Below are 21,264 nucleotides of genomic sequence, written 5' to 3' on the forward strand. Positions count from 1 at the left end.
GAATAATTCAAGTGAATTTGTTTGAAAGAAGAACTTTAAAAGCTTTATTTTCACCCGATAAAATACCCATAAAACAAGAGGAAGCTCATTTGAGCTTCCTCTTGTGAAAAATTGTGGGACAGCAATGGCATCAAGCCCTTTTTTATGCTCTGTTTTATGAGCAGGTATAGCGAATCACACGTACAGTGGTAGGGCGAGCTTCTAATGCCTCTCGGGCACCCGGATTTTCACTGTTATATAAATCAGGTGTATTACTCAAACTGATTTGGGTGCGGCTATCCCCGAGTTGACGGCCATACTGAACCTGTTCTGGAGTTGGGTTAACTATTTCCTGACTATTGATAATCTGGATATTATAGTTTTTAGAGGTTCCAAGAACTTGTCTGCAAGCAGCCTGTAATCTGTTTTCATCCTGACTTGGTCGTCCTGCTAATGTATAGCTTAAGGTCGCAGTATTTTCTGAACGTTCCAGGATTTCATATCCGGTCTGACCGTTAAATTGTTGAGGTGCTGTATGACATGCTGTCAGGCCTAAAGTGCCGATAGTTAAGCCGAGTAAAAAAACTGTTTTTTTCATCATGATGATTTCCCGTATTTTTATCAGACAAGTATGCCATAGCAACGAAATAGCGGAATGGCAGTAAACATAAAATTCCAATAAAAAAGCTTTCCGAATGTTTCCATCCGGAAAGCTCCTAAAGCAATACAGTTACTTAGTCATCAGTAATCATGCTGTGCTTTTTAGTATCTTTCATAAAGACATAAGTCAGCAGCGACAGGCCAATCATAAAAGTAATGTAATAGAAGAAGTAGTTTTCATGGCCGGCATTTTTAAAGCTTAAAGCCACCAGTTCTGCTGTACCCCCAAATAGTGTATTGGCAATCGCATAAGGCAAAGCTACGCCTAAGGCACGGATATGGGCAGGGAATAGCTCAGCTTTCACTACGGCATTAATCGCTGTGTAACCAGTTACAATTACCATACCACTCATACACAGCATGAATGCTGTAGTTGGGTTGGTAGTTGAGCCTAAGCCATTAAAGATAGGAATGGTAAATAGTACACCAAGCACACCAAAAGCAATCATGATTGGCTTACGGCCGATCTTGTCAGAAAGTGCACCAATCACAGGTTGCAAGAGCATGAATACAAAGATCGCAAGAGTCGTGATTTCAGTCGCTGTGGTTTTTTCAAATCCTGAGGTGTTCACCAGATATTTCTGCAAATAAGTAGTGAAAGTATTGAAAGCTAAAGTACCACCTGCAGTTAGCATGATCACGGTAAATGCCTGTTTAGGATATTTAGTGAATAAAGCTAAGGCACCGGATTTAGGGCCACCTTTTTTCGCCTGTTCAACAGCCTGTTTTGAAGATTGTGTTTCTACCAGACCGCGACGGATCCAGAACACCACAATCGCTAAGAATGCACCAATCAGGAAGGGAATACGCCAGCCCCATTCAGTGAGTTGTGTTTCAGTCAAAGTGCGTTGTAGGAAGATCAAGACACAGAGTGCCAATAGTTGACCTGAGATCAGGGTCACATACTGGAAGCTTGAGTAGAAACCACGATGATTTTTACCTGCCATTTCAGTCAAGTAAGTGGCACTTGAACCGTATTCACCACCTACACTTAAACCTTGTAATAAACGAGCAAATAACAGCAGCGCAGGGGCGAGCATGCCCACTGAATCATAGTTGGGTGCACAGGCAATAATCAGGGAACCGACACACATCAAAGATACAGAAAGTGTTAAACCGGCTTTACGACCCTTACGGTCAGCGTAAATTCCCATAATCCATGCGCCAATCGGACGCATCAAGAAACCAAGTGCGAATACAGCAGCAGCCTGAAGAAGTTTGACGGTATTGTCGCCATCAGGGAAGAACTGTGAAGCGAAATATAAGGTAAAGGCTGCATAAACATACCAGTCGTACCATTCGACCAGGTTACCTGCAGAACCACCGAGAATAGATTTAACCCGTGTTTTACGATCAAGCTGCGGTGTAGCAGCTTCAGGAAGTGGCTGATTCACAACATTGCTCCAAAGGAATGCTGTAAAACACATCTTTTTTAAATTTTCATTGCTATAAAATCTAAAAAGTTATGTTTTAGTGAGAGAGAAAGTGAGGAAATTTCATATACTTATACGCCTCCAAGTTTTCTCTTTTTATAGGACTTTAGTCTTAATAAATAATGGAATTTTCAAATATTTTTATAAAACATAAATTTACCATTTGTTTAGAGTAATTGCTTGATTTTTATATTGGATTAATTGGTCAAATGCTGTTCTTCAAGGAGATTGATGAATGATGAAAAGTGGTTTTCATTTAGATGTAAAACAGATTAAACGATTGGCTTTAACCTTATCTTAAGGTAATAAAAAAGGCCGCTTACGCGACCTTTTTAAAATTAAATCAGCAATTAAGCAGATTTAACCGCTTCAAGAAGTTCAGCTTGGCGTTTTTTCAACGCTTCTGGCAGACGATCACCCAATTTGTTGAACAATTCAGTGTGGCTTTCAAGTTCTTTGATCCATTGATCTTTGTCTTGAGAAGTTACCAGGTCAAATTGTTCTTTAGTGAAATCAGAACCAGTCCAGTTTAGCTGTTCGTAAGTAGGTACACGGCCGATTGGAGTTTCAACAGCATCAGCACGACCTTCACAACGATCGATGATCCACTCAAGAACACGCATGTTTTGACCGAAACCAGGCCATACGAAGTTACCTTCAGCATCACGACGGAACCAGTTCACGTTGTAGATACCAGGAAGCTTGTTACCAGCAGCAGCAGCTTTCTCGCCAACTTTCTCACCCATTTCTAACCAGTGAGTGAAGTAGTCAGCCATGTTGTAGCCAGCAAATGGAAGCATCGCAAATGGGTCGCGACGAACGATACCTTGTTGACCAACAGCAGCAGCAGTTGTTTCAGAACCCATGGTTGCAGCTTTATAAACACCATCAACCCAGTCAAATGCTTCTGAAATCAGAGGCACTGTGTCTGCACGGCGACCACCGAAGATGAACGCAGAAATTGGAACACCTGCTGGATTTTCCCAATCAGCATCGATAGAAGGGCATTGACCAGCAGAAACTGTGAAACGAGCGTTCGGATGAGCCGCTTTTTCTTCGCCAGTGTGTGGTTGACCTTTCCAGTTAGTCAGATTCGCAGGTGCTTCTTTAGTCAGACCTTCCCACCAAACTTCACCGTTGTCAGTCACAGCAACGTTTGTATAGATTACGTCTTTATGAAGAGTTGCCATACAGTTCGGGTTAGTTTTGGTATTTGTGCCAGGAGCTACACCGAAGAAACCAGCTTCAGGGTTGATTGCATATAAGCGACCATCTTCACCTGGTTTGATCCAGGCAATATCGTCACCTACAGTTTCAATTTTCCAGCCTTCGTAACCTGCTGGTGGAATCAGCATCGCGAAGTTTGTTTTACCACAAGCAGATGGGAATGCAGCTGCGATGTAGTGTTTTTCGCCTTTAGGGCTAGTCACGCCAAGGATTAGCATGTGTTCAGCTAACCAGCCTTGTTGACGACCCATATAAGATGCAATACGTAAAGCCAGGCATTTTTTACCTAACAATGCGTTACCGCCGTAACCAGAACCAAATGACCAGATTTCACGAGTTTCTGGGTAGTGCACGATGTATTTTTCTTTGTTGCAAGGCCAAGCAACATCTTTTTGACCTTCTTCAAGTGGTGCACCTACAGTGTGTACGCAAGGAACAAATTCACCATCTGTACCTAGAACGTCATAAACAGCTTTACCCATACGAGCCATTTTAGACATGCTAACTGCTACATAAGGAGAGTCAGTTAATTCGATACCGATGTGCGCAATGTGTGAACCCAAAGGACCCATAGAGAATGGAACCACATACAGGGTACGACCTTTCATTGAACCGTCAAACAGACCATTCAATTTTTCGCGCATAACTGCTGGATCTTCCCAGTTATTGGTCGCGCCAGCATCTTCTTTATTTGCAGAACAGATAAAAGTACGGTCTTCAACACGAGCAACGTCAGAAGGATCAGAATTTGCAAGATAAGAACCAGGATGTTTCTCTTGGTTAAGCGCTTGCATTGTGCCGTTAGCGATCATCAAGTCGATATAACGTTGATATTCTTCTGCGCTACCGTCACACCATTCAATTTTTGCTGGTTTTGTTAATTTAGCAATTTCTTCCACCCATGCAATAAGCTTAGGGTGACGAACGAATTCTGGTGCGTTCACTTGGGTCATGGTGAGGCCTATCTCAAATGTGTACAAAATTTTGTACAAAGTACAATCTGGTCAATAAAATACTGGCCAGATGAAATATGAAAAAAAGTGGCTGTATTAAATCATAAAATCATCAAAAAAATAAGACTAAAGAAGTGCTGGATTTTATTTGGAATATTATGCTATTTTCTGTTTAAATTTATATAAAACAATAAGATATAAATAAATTCAAAATCTTAAATATGTATTTATTAGCTTTATGTGTGGTATTTATTTTAATTATTTTTATTTAAATCAAGTACTTAATTAAAATTGTTCAGTTATATTTGTTATTGATTAAATAAATGGTCGCCATTCGAATTTTACATAAAGCAACTATTAATTGTTTATGAATTGGACAAAATGCCAATAGGTGTGCATCAATCTGTGTAAAAAATGTCTAATCAATCTAAACCCTTATCCATTATTTATAATCATAATTCTGGTTTCCGTCTATTCGACCAACAAGAAAAATATGAGCAATTACTAGATATTTTTGCAGCGCATGATTTTGAGACTAAAGCCTTTGAAATCAACGATCCAGAACAGTTCAAAGAAGTCATTGCTGAAGTGCTGCAACGGCATCAACAATCGCCGGATCATGGTGTGGTCGTGGCAGCAGGAGGAGATGGAACGCTCAATTCAGTCGCCAAACACCTGCTTGAAACTGATATTCCAGTCGGAATATTGCCTCTAGGTACTTTTAACTATGCGGCAAGATTGCTGGATATTCCCTTAGATTTGGTTGAAGCCGCACAAGTCATTGCAACGGGTCAAACCAAACGTATCCATGTGGCACGCATCAATCAGGAAATCTACCTGAACAATGCTAGTCTGGGCTTATATCCCTTATTTATTAAAAAACGTGAAAACTATAATCGCATATTTGGCCGTTTCCCTTTACATGCCTATACCTCAGCACTCGATGTTTTGATTCGTGACCGTAAAGAATTAAAACTGGAAATTTGGGTAGGTCAGAAGAAATATCCGGTCAAAACTCCACTGATTTTCTTTGGTAATAATCCACTTCAACTGTCAGACATGAAAATGCGGATTGCCCAAGCTGCTGAGCAAGGGAAGGTGGCTGGGGTTGTGGTCTCTAAAAGTGACAAGCTGACGTTATTCAAGCTGGTATATCAGTTAATTCGGGGCAAAATTGATGAAACCTCCGATGTCTATAGTTTTGCTGCAGATCAGGTGCGAATTGAGTCTAAACGCAAAAAATTAATGGTTGCCATAGATGGGGAAACGGTAGAAATAACACCACCGTTAAATATTTCAGTTTTAAAAAATAGTTTAAGTGTAATGGTGCCGCATGATTCTGCATCTCTCTGATCTACATTTTGGTACAGAAAGACCTGAATGTTTGGAAGCCATCCAGCAATTTTGTCGGGATCATGCACTGGAAGCGGTGGTAGTCAGCGGCGATCTCACCCAGCGAGCACGTTTAGGGCAGTTCTTTGCATGTAAACGGTTTCTGGAACAGTTGAATACGCCTTATCTGGTGATCCCGGGGAATCATGACATTCCGCTTTATCATTTATGGAATCGGTTATTTACTCCATTTACCCGTTATCAATTATTTTTCGGCGAACTCGAGCCTGTTTTAGAAACCGAACATTTTTATCTGATCGGGGTAAATTCGATTAGACGTCGATATCATACCAAAGGGCATTTATCACTCGAACAGATTCAAAGGATTGACCTGAAACTACAGCAGGCACCTGATTCCAAAATCAAGATTATTGTCAGTCATCAACCTTTTTATGTGCCATTTCAGAATAGGCAGGGTTTTAAGGATATTCCCCTGATGGCCAAAATTGCATTGGAGTCCTGGTCGCAGCATGGGCTGTTTGCTGTATTGCATGGGCATTTGCATCGTACCGCAGTCTATGATTTGAACCGTATATTCGAATTGGGAGGAAATCATCCGGTTTATGACGTCCATGCCGGGACTTCTGCGTCACATCGGCTCCATAAGAATCAGCCGAATAGCTTTAATGCAATTGATGAAACAGGAAAAATTACGCAATATTGTTTTGATGAACAGTTAAAAACCTTTGTTCCACAGCCTGATCCCATAAATAAATAGACAAAAAATACGCAATCCATCAAAAAATTAAAAAAAAACCAATTTTTTTTCATTTTTGCCCTTGAAGCGTTTTATTCCATCTCCATAAAAAGGACATCAAAAAATTTTGATGATGACCAATGGAATAAATAAGTCGTCATCGGTGATCTAAAAAAGACTTAGTCTGATGGAGTTATTTATGAGCAACATTCGTCCATTACATGACCGCGTTGTTATTCGTCGTGTTGAAGAAGAAACAAAAACAGCTGGGGGCATCTTACTTCCAGGTTCTGCTGCTGAAAAACCTGCACAAGGTGAAATCATTGCAGTTGGTAATGGTCAAATCACTGACAATGGCGTACGCGCGTTAGACGTAAAAGTTGGCGACAAAGTATTGTTCGGTACTTATGCAGGTACAACTGTAAAAGTAAACGGCGAAGAACTTTTAATCATGAAAGAGTCTGACATTCTGGCAGTATTAGAAGCTTAATCTGCGCCAGATCGTTTTATTCATTCCAATTCAGATTTTGTAAAGATACAACAATATTCGGAGTCAAATATGTCAGCTAAAGACGTAAAATTTGGTGATTCAGCTCGTTCAAAAATGATCGCTGGTGTGAACATCCTTGCAGATGCGGTGAAAGTGACTTTAGGTCCTAAAGGCCGTAACGTTGTAATCGACCGTTCTTTCGGTGCACCGCACATCACTAAAGATGGTGTATCTGTTGCGAAAGAAATCACCCTAAAAGACAAATTCGAAAACATGGGTGCGCAACTGGTTCGTGAAGTTTCTTCAAAAACCAATGATATCGCAGGTGACGGTACAACAACTGCAACTGTATTGGCTCAAGCAATCCTGAACGAAGGGATCAAGTCAGTAACTGCGGGTATGAACCCAATGGATCTGAAACGTGGTATCGACCTTGCAGTTAAAACTGTTGTTGAAAATATTAAACAAACTGCAAAACCAGCTTCTGATTCTAAAGCGATTGAGCAAGTCGGTTCGATCTCTGCAAACTCTGACACTACTGTTGGTTCTCTGATTGCACAAGCAATGGAAAAAGTGGGCAAAGAAGGCGTAATCACTGTTGAAGAAGGTTCAGGCTTCGAAGACTCGCTTGATGTTGTAGAAGGTATGCAGTTTGACCGCGGTTATATCTCTCCATACTTTGCAAATAAACAAGACACTTTAACTGCTGAACTTGAAAACCCATACATCCTGTTGGTTGACAAGAAAATCAGTAACATCCGTGAATTGATCACTGTTCTAGAAGCTGTTGCGAAAACTGGTAAGCCTCTTCTTATCATCGCTGAAGATGTTGAAGGCGAAGCATTGGCTACACTTGTAGTGAACAACATGCGCGGCATTATCAAAGTATGTGCGGTTAAAGCACCTGGCTTCGGTGACCGTCGTAAAGCGATGCTTCAAGATATCGCGATCCTGACTGGTGGTACTGTAATTTCTGAAGAAATCGGTATGCAGTTAGATCAAACTTCACTTGAACACTTAGGTACTGCACATAAAGTAACTGTATCTAAAGAAAATACAGTGATTGTTGATGGTGCTGGTGATGCAAATCAGATTTCTGAGCGTGTTCAGCAAATCCGTGCACAAATCGAAGAATCTACTTCTGAATACGACAAAGAAAAACTTCAAGAACGCGTTGCTAAATTAGCAGGCGGTGTAGCAGTCATCAAAATCGGTGCTGCAACTGAAGTTGAAATGAAAGAGAAGAAAGACCGTGTTGACGATGCGCTTCACGCAACTCGTGCTGCGGTTGAAGAGGGTGTTGTTGCAGGTGGTGGTGTTGCGCTGGTACGTGCTGCATCTGCACTTGATGGTCTGACTGGTGCTAACGATGACCAAAACGTAGGTATCAACATTCTTCGTCGTGCAATCGAAGCTCCTCTTCGTCAAATCGTAGCCAATGCTGGTGATGAGCCATCTGTAGTGATCAATGCTGTGAAGAACGGTGAAGGTAACTATGGCTATAACGCTGCGACAGGCGAATACGGTGACATGCTGGAAATGGGTATTCTTGATCCTGCGAAAGTAACTCGTTCTGCACTTGAGCATGCAGCTTCTGTTGCTGGCTTGATGTTGACCACTGAATGTATGATCACTGAAATTCCAGAAGAAAAACCAGCTATGCCTGATATGGGTGGTATGGGTGGTATGGGCGGTATGATGTAATCTGCCTATGCTGTGATTAATACTTTGTAATTTATATATTTATTCATAAAATTTTTATAAGTTACTCACAGTGTTACTCACAAAATAATTTGTTATAAAAAAGGTCGCTATTTTAGCGACCTTTTTATTCTAGCTTTTTCAAATGGGCTCAAGATAAGTTCCTGAGCTTGTGATGCAAGCGAGTACATAACTATTCAGCCAAAAATTTTTACGACCATCCTTGATCGGTGACTGTATACGTCCATCTTTGATACGTTGATAGAGCTCTTTTTCACTGATATTCATACGTAGTGCAAATTCAGCGGTAGAAACCCGTCGTTCAGTATTGGCGAGGTCTATTGTAAATCCCATACCATTCCCCCGAATTAATGACTAATAACAGACAACAAATGATGTTTGAGAGATAGATTAAAGTAATCTATTAAAAATATTGCTAAATCAAGCATTTCACTTCCTATATGCTAGTGTTTAAAGTTTTTAATGCGCATCATTTCTTTATGAGTTCATCACATGAAATATGCCACTAAGCTAAACATAGCAGGATCAAATTTTGAAAAAGGGTATTTATGCAAAACTTCAAAAAAATGGTTAATTTCTAAATTGAGTGTGGACTTTAGAATTCTTACGGTAATTGGTTGTGTGAATTTTTTGAAATAAATAATGAAAATAGTATATGTTCTAAAGTTCCTAAAATTGAACTTTAAGCATCAATTTAGCTATCTAAGTGCCAGATAGGTAACTTTAAATGACACATCATTATTCTAAAACAGTACACGCTCTTGCGAATGAATTGGGGCAAAGACTACAGAGGGCAAGACTCAACTTAAATCTGACTCAACTGGAAGTAGCTCAACATGCAGGAGTCTCTAGGAAAGTTGTGATGAATGCAGAAGCAGGGCAGGTTAGTTTAGAAAACTTGCTTGCGATTTTAATGACATTAGATCTATTGGATCATCTAGATTCATTTTTGCCTGAACAGCCATTTTCACCAATACAGCTATTGAGACTACGAGGGAAGGTTAGACAAAGAGCAAGTCGTAAAACTGAAAAAAATCTACCAACAGATGATGACTTGGGTTGGTGAGTAGTTGTGTGAGTTAGGATAAGTGATTTGATAAATAATTTTTTTTCAATTTTTTATATTTCAAAGAAAATCTATTTTGATTTATATGATTGTAATTTTCAAAAAAAATGTTAAATTAAAAACAAGGTCGCCTACCGTACTTACGCATGAGTAGAAAAGGGGTTTAATTTTACAAACCACATCTATATTTTAATTTTCTTAAGCATCAACTCGTTTGGTTCTTAGCATTTAAACATGCGTTGCTATAAGTCATATGACACCAAGAAATTCTTTGAACAAAAGAATTTAGAGTTGGCTGTAGAGAAAATTATGTCTATTCAAAATTTCGCATTTAAATTATCAAAAAAAATTCAGGAATAGCATTCTGTAAAGATTAGTCGTTCGCATATTTATGAATTAATCGCTTTAGATCAAGGCTATAAAACGTACAATGCATTTGTAAGTCAAAATTTAATTATCCAAGTGCAATATGAGGATTCTGAAGAATATTATCAGCATGAGCTCGTCAACGCATTAAGCTTAGAAGTATTTAAAAATCCACCTAAATCAGACTATTCAAATTATGATGAAGATGATCTACATTGGGATGACTATGAAGGTCGTCAATTACTAGATCAAATCAAAAATCTTATCACTCGTTTGCAAAGTTTATCGAAATTAGATATTCCAGAAGAGATTCACTTTTCGATTGCTAAAACTGTCTATCAGGAGCTTTTATATCTAAATATAGAAGTTATAAATTTTAGAGTGATGCGAGAAAGTTTGAGTCATGTTTACTTTGATAATGGATTACTAAATACATTTGAACTTAGGTATGAGTCTGATTATGGATATTTTGAAGGTGATGATTTCGAGTTCAATATAATAGGAGAGCATCTTGAGAGTATATTGTCTTATGCAAAAGATCGTAAGAATCTAGATGCTTATGCGTTAGTTGCTGGATATTATCGTTACTTAGCGAATCAAATTGCGCCTTATGGTCGAAATGGTTCGAATTTCGGTAGTCGTTGGGATAATGACAAACAAAAATATATAAAATCTGAGGAAACTATAAAGAATAAAGAAAAATATGATGAATATATAAAGCAAGCCGAATTATACGAATCGTATATCAAAGATTATCCATTAAATCTTGCGGAAATAAATTTTGATGCAGATGAGGATGAGGTCTATCAGCAGATGTTGTATCTATGCAATCAAGGTGATACTGAGGCAATTGAACACTTCCTTTACCAAAGACTATTTAAGAATACTGGTGAAGCATGGCTATATATTTATCTAGCTCAGTTATGTGATGTTGATTTTACGCAAGATGATTTACGAGCTTACAATGCCTATACAGGCGAAGCATATGATGACTATGGACCTATGGAAGTTTCAGGTCGTGAAGCAATTCAATATGTCATTAACTTACCTGATTTGCCAGAAGCTCAAGATGCTTTAGCAAGAAAAATTGCAAATGAACTATTTGAGAAAATTTAATCTTTAAACAGGTTTCAAAGTTAATATAAATCCCATTTGTTTAAATGGGATTTTTTTATTGGATTACCATTTTTTAAAAAATAGCTAAAAAATTCAAAATCACCACAGAAACCAGCCCGCTTTTTTGTTCTTTGCTAATGTCATAAAAATCCGTGATAGGAATAAGCAAGCCTACCTGTACATACAAAATTCTTCGAATTTTTATGTACAGGGCTTGTTAGGAGGGAAACCCTCCTAAGACCTCCCAGCCCATCACAGATGGGCAAGTCAACCTCGTTGACTTAAAAGCAAAAAAGCAAAGAACAGTTAGCGTGATTATATATGAGAAGTAAAACCAAAAATTTTAGACTTACTCCATTTCAGCTAGAGCAGTTGGATCTGCACATTGAAAAAGAACGTACTAACTTTACTGACTTTATTCATTCCTTAATTCAACGTGAAGTGATGCATGATGCTGTTACGGTTCGAGGGATGATTGAAGAGGAGACGGAGCCGAGACTCAAAATTAAAACCGAAGTTGAAGTTGTCAAAATTTATCAAGTAACAGATCCAGCTTTATTACTGGCGTTATCTAAGATCGGTAACAACTTGAACCAAATAGCCCGTGCTTTAAACATCATCAAAAATGCGGATCCAAGAGATCAGCGTAAGCTTGATATTTTTCATGTGTTATTGGTCTTAAAAGGTATTCAAAATGAGTTAGAACAAATATTTCCTACTTTACCAAAAATCAGTAGGCAACGTCCGAACAGGCTTCGCAAGCAAATCGAAAATTTAAACGTTGATCAGACACAACCTTCTATCGTGTTAGCGGAGAAGGATGAAAGTGCATATTAAATTTTTAGAGCATGGCAAAGGGTCAGCTGCACATGCTTCCGCATACCTTTTAGATCGACTTGACCATCGTGGAAATGTTCGTGCAGGTGTTCAGGTTTTACTGGGCGATGCCACCACATTCAATGCTATTTGTCATGCGAGTCCACACCTATGGAAATATACGAGTGGAGTCATCGCTTGGTCCAAAGATGATGATCCGACTGATGCTCAGATTATGGAAGTTTTAACGGACTTTGAGGAGCATTCATTTGCAGGATTGGAACAATCACAGTATCACCTATTGGCTGTGTTACACACAGATGATGATGGCTCAAAGCACATTCATGTTTTAGCACCACGGCTCGACATTCAAAGCGGGAAATCACTCAATATTGCTCCCCCTGGGCATGAAAAACACTTCGATGCATTAAGAGATTACTTCAATACAAAATATCAGTGGTCACGGCCAGATGATTTGCTTTTGATGCAGACCACACAGGAGCCAAATCATGTGGCCAAAATCAATGCACAAGCTGAAAAACTCTACGCAAGGGAAGACTTTATTGCACTTACAAAAAAACAGTTTTGCAAGACGATTGATAATCACGTCAAAACGCTGTTAAAGACACAAACAATTCAAAACAGAGCGGATATTGTCAAATGTATATCGCAACTCAAAGCTGTTAAGTCCGTTGACCAAAGCAAAGAGTATTTAGCAGTTGAACTTATCAACGGAAAAACACACAGACTCAGAGGTGATTTCTATCATGAACAATTCGAAATTGGACTTTATTCAGAGCGTCTCCGAGCAGCAGCAGAAAGCCGAAAAACTCCAAGTGACCTTGCAGCAGCTCTCTCAGACGCTAATCAATTTCGAGAAACTTATAGAGCAAAGCGAGCAGCCTATAATCGAAAGCACTACGCTTTTGCACAGAGTACAAGGGACGACAATAGCCTTGGAGGCGCATCTCAATTCATTTTTGAAAGAGATAGGGAATCTATCACCTCAAGCAATACAAACACTGACAGAGGACTACACAGCCCAAATCAAGCAACTCCAATCACAACTTGCCAATATAGATATTGCGGAAATTTCAAAAGTAAAAGCGGGTATAGATTCATTTTCAATATCAATTCAAGAGATACAGACCAAAATAAACAACCAATTGCAGAATATCTCGATAGACCAACCCAGTTTACAAAAGACTATACAAGCCCAAATACAGCAAGCGATCGCCAACCAAAGCAAGTCGATAGAGAGCAGTATAGAAATGCTGATCACGGAAAAGATGGATACGCAAAAAGCGACATATATATTGGGTGGGGCGATAGTGATTGGACTATTGAGTCTTTTAATCGCTTTATTTATGGCTTATCAGACAGGCATAAACATCAAGACCATCAAAGCACAACAACAAATGATTCGACAAAACTCACAAGCGATCACAACTCAAATCAACTATTTGAATACACTACGGAAGTAAGTCATGCAGACCGAAATAGATCAATATTTGATAGAACAAACCAACTTATTGCAACAACAAAACAGCTTATTAGCAGAACAAAACGAAGCCTTGAGCCAACAGGTCAGTTCATTAAAAAATATGTTGATCAGCTACAGGGAAGTAGAGCAGAGTTTAAAGAACAAAATCAACACATTGAACTTAGAGAAAGAAGCACAACACGCATTAGTTATAGCGATGAAAGCAGAACTTTCACATTTCGAACAAGGCGAGTTTTCGGAGAAATTACAGCGAGAATTTCAAGAAAACTTGAAACGTCAATTACAAACGCAATTAACGACAGCATTCAATCAGTTGGATTTAAAAACAACTCTCCAAGACTTAGTGAAGATCGAATTGAAGCCCGTTCAGCGGACCATAAACGAACAGCAGACGGACCTCAAGGCAGCACTCTCGAAAATCTTGCAATTTCAGCCACCAAACGACTTTTACGAAGATTTAGAGACGCAAAGCAAGCAGATCAATACGCTTGGGGAAACTGTAGGAAGATTAATGACCTTAATCAACAACTTGAGCAACTAGAGCCTATCGTCGCTCAAATGAGGTACAAACCAAAGCCAGCAACAGCTTGGCAACTACGATTTGATAGATACTATCCTGGTTATGTTCGAGCTTACCAAGAGTTGTCAGCCCAGCAACAACAGGCTTATGAGGATAATAAAGCATTGTGGCTGATTGAAATCACAGAACAAAAAACGGAAAAACTCCTAGCCTATATGACTGAAGCTAGAAGAAATATTGACAGTAATGACTATGTAAGGATCGAAGAAATCATAAAGAATGATGAAAGGATGCTCAAGTATTTGAGGTGTGAATTAATTTTATCGCACAAAAATAATCATTTAGAAGATGAAAGAGCTTCATATCTTTCATGCTTAAAAAACTTTGATGAAATCAAGGAACGAATCAAAGCAGTTACATCTTCAACGTATCAAAGTTCTGATGATGTGCATCACAGCTATAAACCTGAACTTAAGCCTAAACAGGAAAATAATTTAAATGTCGATTTTGATTTTTAGAAAATTAACATCGTGTAAAAAAACTGTATGAATTACCAATAACTACATAGTTGTTGCTGATGGTAGTAGTCGTTGCATAATTAGGCTTAATGCCTCAAGAGAGTGGTTTTACATCATCTGATCATTGACAGTAAAGTGGAAAAATAATCTATAAGTCGAACAACTCACTGTATTTTGAGATGTAACTATTCGGCTGAATATTAAAAAGCCTTGGCTGCATATTCTCATTAATTTGAACAGGCATTCTTATATACACTTGAACACCTGTTCTTACTTTACTTGGACGCTGATTAAGTTTAGATATAAATTCAAGAATTACGAAGTAATATTTAAAGAAGATAGTTTTAGTCTAAACTGATGTAGATTCTCTAAAGTATTTTCTTTCTGTTCAATATGTTCAATCAAACCTTGCAGATTATTTTGAATTTCACCAATAATTTTATTGACCAAAATTTGTTGCATACTCTCAAAATACTGCTCAAGGTCATGTTCAGCCTGTTTGGTTAATTGCACAACATGTTCAGAAAGCGTAGAGATTGCTTGGTGATGTGCTTGCTTTAACTGCTGAATTTCACTATTAGTTACCTTTCCTATGCCAAACTTATCTACAATACGATCTACAACTTGGCTTACATCAAGATTAAGCTTAGGGGGTTCATAACTTTCTAAACACTGGCTAACTTGGAGTTTAAAAAAGTCCACATCAAAATCAGGGTCACTAGTATCAAACAGATTGATTGCAGCCATCACGATATTTTTTCTAAGTTTAGGCATATCAATAATGCTATTTAAACTACGTTGTAACTGCCCTACAGCTGTACGTCCAAATGTTTCAATCTGCTCAATACTATCCTGAACCTGGGCATAAGGTGTAACTATGACTTTCTCACGTGTTCCAGTACCACCTACACCAAAAAGTCTCGCCACTCCAGCCCAAAAACCACTTTTTTCGTATTGTTCATATTCAATTTTTCTATCTTCCGAGATACTGATGGATAGAAAAGCTTGACGTTCTGTCTGTAATTGCAGAGATAATCCTCGCACTTGATGACTAACTGCTTTAGACTCTTCATGAATCGTATATTCAAGTTTTGAACGTCCATTTTTCATATTTTTTTCAATGATTTGCTTTTGAGTATTTAACTGTTCAATACTTTGGTTATCCAATAAGTCAATTTTGTCATTAACTAACTTTAATAACTCTTGCTGAATAGCTTGAGTACGTTGTTGCACCCCTTCTAATAATAAGGTTACTTTCGCTTGAGTTAGTTCTTGTTTACGTTCTTTTTGCTGTTCAATAACCTTACGTAATTCAATGATATTTGAAAACTGCTTGAGTTGTTCTACATTAAAATTAAAACTAGTATCAAAACACAGTGCATCATACTGTTCCTGTAACTCACTCGATAAATTAGGTAAGTCTTCAGCAATACGCCACGTTAAAGCAGAAATTAAATGGGGTTCTGTACTTTGAATGACAGTTAATAGGGCTTTAGAAGCTTCGTCTAAATCAGGATTACTTAGATGTTGCTTTATTTGTGTTTCAGTCATCTGTTGAATTTTTTTATCTAGCAACTGCATCATTGCTGAAATTGTAGCTTGTGGGCGAACTTCAACAGGATATCGTTGAGCTAATAATTTTGCATCCGTCAGAATTTGTCTGTCCATGCGAAAGACTAAGTCACGCTGCGAACCCACTAAAAATACTGCTTTACTGTCGATACCAGATGCCGTTAATTGTTCTCGTAATAATCTTAAATCTGAAACTGTTAAAAATTGACTGACAATTGACAATAAAAATACGACATCGCATTGACCTAAAAAAGTTCTGGTCTGTTGTCCACGAGAAATAACAGGGTCATTAAACCCTGGAGTGTCATAAATCTCTATACCATGCAAACGTTCATCATTGATATAAATTGAGAACATTTTAGTAATCGCTGTAAATTTACCTTGACTACCAACATAATTTTTTAACTCATTTGCTAATTCGACTAATGATGTAGCCTCGATCCGCTTTTTTGTACCTAAATATTGTTGTAAATTGAGTTGACGAGCCATATCAACTAGCTCACGACAAGAGCGCAATTCTTCGCTAATTTTGCTTTGAATAATGGCAGGGTCAATATTTTTAGGTTTGTTCGGTACTATTTTCTTTATATTACCAAACAGACTTTTAGGCAGACTTTCTGGTGCTTCTTGGGATAACTGCTGTTCAATTGCTCGATATTGAATATGATATTCTTCAGCAGCTTGATTAATGCTATCCCAATCGTTAACACTATAAAACTCGATTTCGGCATATGGTTTTTCAGCATAACCAATGCGAGTTAAAGCTGCAGTCATTGGAGTCGCAGCTTTAGGTAGAACATCGATTGGAAATAATAAAGCATTTAAGAATGATGATTTTCCTGCTTTCATCTGTCCGACAATTGCGATACGTAAATTTCGACCTTCTTCCTGAGCTACTAACAAGTTTGTATCTAGCGTCTTCGCTATATTAGACAATTCTGAAAAATATTTTTGACTATCTGAAGTAAAGAGTACTGACTGATAATTTTGAATAAGTGTTAGTAATGGTTCAATTGTCGATGATTGCATTGTCTTGTCCTAATATCCACTTAAACCCTTATAAGGTTTATATAAACCATTCTCATATGATGGTTATGGGTTTAACAGTTATGTTAATATGCCATAATTTCGAGGATATTACTTTTTTCTTTATAAAAATAAGCAGTTTAGGGGTGGATATTTTATGACATTTGATTTTAATTTTGATTTTTCTGAAATTGAGAATTCTACACAGCAAAAACCTTTAAACTCGGATGAACAAGCGATTTTAGGACTAATAAAAAAATTATTAAGGCGCAGTGATAATGAAAATGTTTTCTTTCTAGAAAAGTTATCAGGACAACTTGAAAGAGAGTTTCTATTATGGCTAGCAATGTTTAGCAGAAAATCTGTGATTCAAGCAGAATATCAACAGTTACAAAATATTATAAGTTCTTATCAATGGGCGATTCGTTATCCTGATTTCTCTAAGTGTAAAGCTCTAAGTTTAGATGCATTACCTCAAAATGAAATAGAACAACTTTTGAATAATTTAAAAATAGATACTCATTTATCTGAATGGCAAACTTTATTACAACTTTGTACAAAAATCCCTTACATCATTGGTTATCGAGATCAATTTAGCTTAGTGGCTGTAAATAATTTCCATACGCGTATTTCCTTAGAGATTGATGATTTAACCAGTCTTGAAAAAATGTTAATTGGAAAAAAGAATATCAAGGTTGATTTAGCTAGTTTAATCACTTTAGAAATCGGCTTACCAACTTGGATATGGAAGAATACGGTTTTATTGCAGCAAAACACCAACTTGCCATCAAATTTATCTTATTCCCAGTTAAATCAACAATTACAGCAGACTGATACACAGATTGCATTACAACACCCTAATGATCAACTCAAACAATTGTTCAAGCGTACTCAATCAAATGGACAAAAACATCTTGATGAATTGAAACAGCAATTGTCATTACTCACACAAACTTTACTTGATGATGAAAAATTTAATGCATCTGAACTCAAGATGATTGCTGAATTGCAAGCAAATAGCCGTAAAGAAATCACCCTGTTAAAAAACAAAATTAAGCAATTTGAAAAATTTACTCAAAATTTTGAAAATACTTTAAACACTGAATCTGTATAAATTGGAAGCTTAGGAATTTACAATGCAACACCACACCTTAGAAACCATTTATACGTTATTATCGGCATCGACTACACCTAAACAAAATATTAGAGTAGAGATTAAAAAATTATTGCCATTGATTGCTCAACTCGACCCTATAAATTATCTTGATTATTATCAAGAGATTATACTCTTAATACAGCAGATTGAACAAAAAACACAACAAAAACAAATCACAGAGAAAACTATTATTGGTGTAGGTGGTGGTTTTAGTGCTGGAAAATCTAGATTTATTAATAGCTTGCTTGCAATTGAAGCTCTACCCGAAGCTTTGGAGCCATGTACAGCAGTTGCAACTTATCTGAGTGCTAGCCAGCAAGAGCAGACGCATGCCCTTAATTTATTGAATCACCATATCAGTTTGAAATCTGAACAACTAGGGCAGTTACGCCATTTTGTCGGGGATAATCGTACGCAAAATGACATTCAACTCGCTGAATTGATCCAATATGTTCATTTGGGGATTTCACAACTAAAATGGGAACATATCGCTTTTTTGGATACTCCTGGTTATAGCAAGGCAGATGCAGAACATCATCATCATAGTGATGAGAAATTGGCAATCAATCAGTTAAGTAAAGCAGATTATCTTATATGGTTGGTCAATGCTAAGAATGGTACGATTCGTGATGAAGATTTACAGTTCTTGCAAAAAATCACACCAAAAGAACCTATTTTTGTTGTACTTACCCAGTCGGATTTGGTCAATCGCAGTGATATTGAACCGATATTAAAAAGTGTTAGAAAAAATTTAAAAAGTAGAAATATTAAAATTGCGGGACTTATGGCATGGGCTGCACCGATAATGAAGTTAGAGGGAGAACGTATTGCAGGTGATAATATTCAGCAGTGGTTAAATGAAATAAATAAACCTATACATTACTATGTTTTGGAAAACTTAGACAATTTAATACAGACCATACTTTCTAATAATGAGAGTAAAACTAAAAACTTGAAAATAGAAGTTGATCTTTTAAATAATGTTAAAAATAAACAAAAAGACATAACCCAACTAAACGATATTATTGAAGAAAAGGAACTTAATAAAAATATTACAATTACTTTACATACTGAATTGTTAAGTGAAATGGCTAAAATATCAGAAAATTTATTTCAAGATATAGAGCATTCTACTCAATATCATGTAATGCTTATAGAGCATTTATTAAATAATCCTGATTCCCAAAATACGAACGAAAATATTTATTTACTACTTAATCCTCATACCGTAGGTTCACGTTCTTTAGAATGGTTATACACGCAATCTTTAATAGGGGTAGAGTATGTAAAAAATGAATTCAAACAGTTGACTGACCGCTCTAAATCAAAAGTATTACAGTATAAGTATGCTCTCTTTTTAGAAAAAAATCAGGAGATTGAATCTGCAATCGATTACATGTATTTTTCAGCAACAGATGATTTTAATTTAGCATATGACTGGTTAATTAGATATGCTGAAAAACTCAATATTGAAGCACAATTTAAAATTACAGAATTACTCAAAATTGGGAAGGTAAAAGATGCAAGTAATGTATTTAACTATTGTTATAACGCTATCCGTTATAACAATGACCTGAGATTCTTAAATTTTTTACAATCGCAAGCTATTAATGAAAAAAATGAAGATGCCCAATATTTATTGGCAATTTGTTATACTTTTGGTTATGGCACAATTGTTGATTATGAAGAGGCTTATAAATTTTATTGTAATACCAATATAGGAAACTCCATCTATAATAAAATAGTTATTGATTATTTTAACCAAGGTGTAAATCAGAAAAATGCTATTCAATTTGCAAAACAAAACAAAACAAAACAAAATATCAATAAATTAAGAGGAATATTATTTTTTAGAATATTTATGGATCCAATTCCACTTGATTATAAACAAAAAGATGTGGAATTTAAATTAAAGTATTTCAATATAATTATTGGATTTATATTCATAATTTTAACTACATATATTTTTACTGTATCTTTTTCAAATCAAAAAGTTCAATATAATCTTGGTAAATATACTACTTTCCAAGAATATTGGTATGAAAAATCAGCTTATCAAGGCAATATTGATGCAATGTTGGCTTTAGGTAAATATTATGAACTGAAAGCAGATAGCTTATCTATGGATAAAGCAATATATTGGTATCAAAAATTAGTTGACATGGATAATTCTGAAGCGATGTTTGCTTTAGCAAAAATATATGAAGCTAAAAATGATAGCAATCTGCTTGAACAAGCCATAACTTTGCATATTAAATTAGCTAATCAAGATAATAAAGAAGCGATCAAATCATTAATTTTTATTGATAAGAAAAAAAATCAATATAAAAATGTAATTTTCTGGTATCAAAAGTTAGTTCGGGATGAGAGAAATAATGAGATTTATGAAAATATAAAAAAATATAATAATGATGTTGATAATAAAATTGTATGGTTAATTAAGGCTGAAGAAAAAGGTGATATTTTCGCACAAATTAATTTAGCTTCTTATTATGAAATAAAAGGTAATGAGAAAAAAGCTTTTGATTTATATAAAAAGCCAGTAAATGAACAGTATGCCCAATATATTATTGATATAGCAAAGTCATATTATTCTTTAAAAGATATTAGTAATGCGCTTCTTTGGTATAAGAAATCTGCACATCTTGGAAATATTGAATCTATAGATTTTTTAATAAACTTTTATTTGAAAAATAATAGCACAAAGGCATTATATTGGATAAAACAGCATCCTAAAAATGATAATGAGGATATTTCTTATATTAAAAAACTTGCAAATTTCCATGAAGAAAATAAAAGTTACTATGAGGCGACTCTTCTTTATAAGAAATTATTTCGTTTAACAAAAGATTATAATTATGCAATTAATATTGGTGATATGGTTTACTATGACAATAGAATAGATGAGGCTAAATATTGGTATAAAATAGCACTAAGTCACAATATTGATCTAGCAGAGGAAAAACTATTTAGAATTGAAAGATGATTCTTTATTTTTCTTGATTCATAGAGAATTTAAATTGATAATGAACTCTATGAATCAAGAAGTTA

General features: G+C 36.3%; 14 protein-coding genes and 1 pseudogene. 10 read left to right on the forward strand and 5 right to left on the reverse strand.

Translation table 11 applies throughout. From position 1 onward, the window contains the following. Positions 1-154: 154 nt before the first annotated feature. From ACEWB7_RS10860 to ACEWB7_RS10870, 3 genes are all read right to left on the reverse strand, one after another. Positions 155-577: a hypothetical protein gene (locus ACEWB7_RS10860; RefSeq protein ID WP_034706285.1), complete on the reverse strand. Its 423-nt coding sequence runs from the start codon at positions 575-577 to the stop codon at positions 155-157. A gap of 136 nt (positions 578-713) precedes the next feature. Then, positions 714-2,066, reverse strand: coding sequence for an MFS transporter (locus ACEWB7_RS10865; protein WP_376745869.1), 1,353 nt, complete (start codon positions 2,064-2,066; stop codon positions 714-716). A gap of 356 nt (positions 2,067-2,422) precedes the next feature. Next, positions 2,423-4,252 carry a phosphoenolpyruvate carboxykinase (GTP) gene (locus ACEWB7_RS10870; RefSeq protein WP_034706283.1) on the reverse strand — a complete coding sequence of 610 codons (1,830 nt, stop codon included), beginning with the start codon at positions 4,250-4,252 and terminating at the stop codon, positions 2,423-2,425. A gap of 414 nt (positions 4,253-4,666) precedes the next feature. On the opposite strand from ACEWB7_RS10870, the gene ACEWB7_RS10875 reads away from it, so the two are divergent. The 4 genes from ACEWB7_RS10875 (at position 4,667) to groL (ending at position 8,535) form a co-directional block, all read left to right on the forward strand. Further along, complete coding sequence (locus ACEWB7_RS10875; RefSeq protein WP_312309288.1) at positions 4,667-5,605, forward strand: diacylglycerol/lipid kinase family protein; 939 nt, start codon at positions 4,667-4,669, stop codon at positions 5,603-5,605. Continuing rightward, entirely contained in the window at positions 5,586-6,362 is a 777-nt protein-coding gene (locus ACEWB7_RS10880; protein WP_312309293.1) for a metallophosphoesterase family protein, read from the forward strand. Before ACEWB7_RS10875 ends, ACEWB7_RS10880 begins: the two co-directional genes overlap by 20 nt. A 178-nt stretch (positions 6,363-6,540) precedes the next feature. After that, complete coding sequence (gene groES, locus ACEWB7_RS10885) at positions 6,541-6,831, forward strand: co-chaperone GroES (RefSeq protein ID WP_004646315.1); 291 nt, start codon at positions 6,541-6,543, stop codon at positions 6,829-6,831. A 69-nt stretch (positions 6,832-6,900) separates the two neighbouring features. Next, a complete protein-coding gene (gene groL / locus ACEWB7_RS10890; RefSeq protein ID WP_005234685.1) occupies positions 6,901-8,535 on the forward strand; it encodes a chaperonin GroEL in 1,635 nt (544 codons plus the stop codon). Between the two features lie 138 nt (positions 8,536-8,673). Here groL and ACEWB7_RS10895 read toward each other — a convergent pair whose 3' ends face one another. Beyond that, positions 8,674-8,886 carry a hypothetical protein gene (locus tag ACEWB7_RS10895; RefSeq protein ID WP_411580754.1) on the reverse strand — a complete coding sequence of 71 codons (213 nt, stop codon included), beginning with the start codon at positions 8,884-8,886 and terminating at the stop codon, positions 8,674-8,676. 394 nt (positions 8,887-9,280) lie between these two features. Here ACEWB7_RS10895 and ACEWB7_RS10900 point away from each other — a divergent pair, with 394 nt between their 5' ends. From ACEWB7_RS10900 to ACEWB7_RS10915, 4 genes and pseudogenes are all read left to right on the forward strand, one after another. Then, on the forward strand, positions 9,281-9,619 hold the full coding sequence (locus ACEWB7_RS10900) for a helix-turn-helix transcriptional regulator (protein ID WP_411580755.1): 339 nt from the start codon (positions 9,281-9,283) through the stop codon (positions 9,617-9,619). 309 nt (positions 9,620-9,928) lie between these two features. After that, positions 9,929-11,101: pseudogene (locus ACEWB7_RS10905) on the forward strand (hypothetical protein). Positions 11,102-11,422: 321 nt separating this feature from the next. Beyond that, positions 11,423-11,938, forward strand: coding sequence for a plasmid mobilization relaxosome protein MobC (mobC, locus tag ACEWB7_RS10910; protein WP_411580756.1), 516 nt, complete (start codon positions 11,423-11,425; stop codon positions 11,936-11,938). Next, positions 11,922-14,459, forward strand: coding sequence for a mobilization protein (locus ACEWB7_RS10915; protein ID WP_411580757.1), 2,538 nt, complete (start codon positions 11,922-11,924; stop codon positions 14,457-14,459). The genes mobC and ACEWB7_RS10915 overlap by 17 nt, the downstream gene beginning before the upstream one ends. Positions 14,460-14,774: 315 nt before the next feature. Here the strand turns inward: ACEWB7_RS10915 and ACEWB7_RS10920 are convergent, their stop codons facing one another. Beyond that, positions 14,775-17,060, reverse strand: coding sequence for a dynamin family protein (locus tag ACEWB7_RS10920; protein WP_312317860.1), 2,286 nt, complete (start codon positions 17,058-17,060; stop codon positions 14,775-14,777). A 154-nt stretch (positions 17,061-17,214) separates the two neighbouring features. Here ACEWB7_RS10920 and ACEWB7_RS10925 point away from each other — a divergent pair, with 154 nt between their 5' ends. After that, positions 17,215-18,171, forward strand: a complete 957-nt coding sequence (locus ACEWB7_RS10925) for a hypothetical protein (RefSeq protein ID WP_312317862.1) — start codon at positions 17,215-17,217, stop codon at positions 18,169-18,171. A gap of 22 nt (positions 18,172-18,193) precedes the next feature. Beyond that, positions 18,194-21,199, forward strand: coding sequence for a dynamin family protein (locus ACEWB7_RS10930; RefSeq protein WP_312317865.1), 3,006 nt, complete (start codon positions 18,194-18,196; stop codon positions 21,197-21,199). Positions 21,200-21,264 lie beyond the last annotated feature (65 nt).

Origin of the sequence: Acinetobacter sp. NIOH-H-8 (assembly GCF_046635365.1) — a bacterium.
In the GTDB taxonomy this organism is placed as follows: Bacteria; Pseudomonadota; Gammaproteobacteria; order Pseudomonadales; family Moraxellaceae; genus Acinetobacter.

Excerpts from the sequence above, each read along its gene's own strand:
- ACEWB7_RS10880 (WP_312309293.1), top strand. The coding sequence starts at position 5,586 with ATGATTCTGCATCTCTCTGATCTACATTTTGGTACAGAAAGACCTGAA.
- mobC (WP_411580756.1), top strand. The coding sequence starts at position 11,423 with ATGAGAAGTAAAACCAAAAATTTTAGACTTACTCCATTTCAGCTAGAG.
- ACEWB7_RS10930 (WP_312317865.1), top strand. The coding sequence starts at position 18,194 with ATGCAACACCACACCTTAGAAACCATTTATACGTTATTATCGGCATCG.
- ACEWB7_RS10925 (WP_312317862.1), top strand. The coding sequence starts at position 17,215 with ATGACATTTGATTTTAATTTTGATTTTTCTGAAATTGAGAATTCTACA.
- ACEWB7_RS10870 (WP_034706283.1), bottom strand. The coding sequence starts at position 4,252 with ATGACCCAAGTGAACGCACCAGAATTCGTTCGTCACCCTAAGCTTATT.
- groL (WP_005234685.1), top strand. The coding sequence starts at position 6,901 with ATGTCAGCTAAAGACGTAAAATTTGGTGATTCAGCTCGTTCAAAAATG.
- ACEWB7_RS10860 (WP_034706285.1), bottom strand. The coding sequence starts at position 577 with ATGAAAAAAACAGTTTTTTTACTCGGCTTAACTATCGGCACTTTAGGC.
- ACEWB7_RS10920 (WP_312317860.1), bottom strand. The coding sequence starts at position 17,060 with ATGCAATCATCGACAATTGAACCATTACTAACACTTATTCAAAATTAT.
- groES (WP_004646315.1), top strand. The coding sequence starts at position 6,541 with ATGAGCAACATTCGTCCATTACATGACCGCGTTGTTATTCGTCGTGTT.
- ACEWB7_RS10915 (WP_411580757.1), top strand. The coding sequence starts at position 11,922 with ATGAAAGTGCATATTAAATTTTTAGAGCATGGCAAAGGGTCAGCTGCA.
- ACEWB7_RS10895 (WP_411580754.1), bottom strand. The coding sequence starts at position 8,886 with ATGGGATTTACAATAGACCTCGCCAATACTGAACGACGGGTTTCTACC.
- ACEWB7_RS10900 (WP_411580755.1), top strand. The coding sequence starts at position 9,281 with ATGACACATCATTATTCTAAAACAGTACACGCTCTTGCGAATGAATTG.
- ACEWB7_RS10875 (WP_312309288.1), top strand. The coding sequence starts at position 4,667 with ATGTCTAATCAATCTAAACCCTTATCCATTATTTATAATCATAATTCT.
- ACEWB7_RS10865 (WP_376745869.1), bottom strand. The coding sequence starts at position 2,066 with ATGTGTTTTACAGCATTCCTTTGGAGCAATGTTGTGAATCAGCCACTT.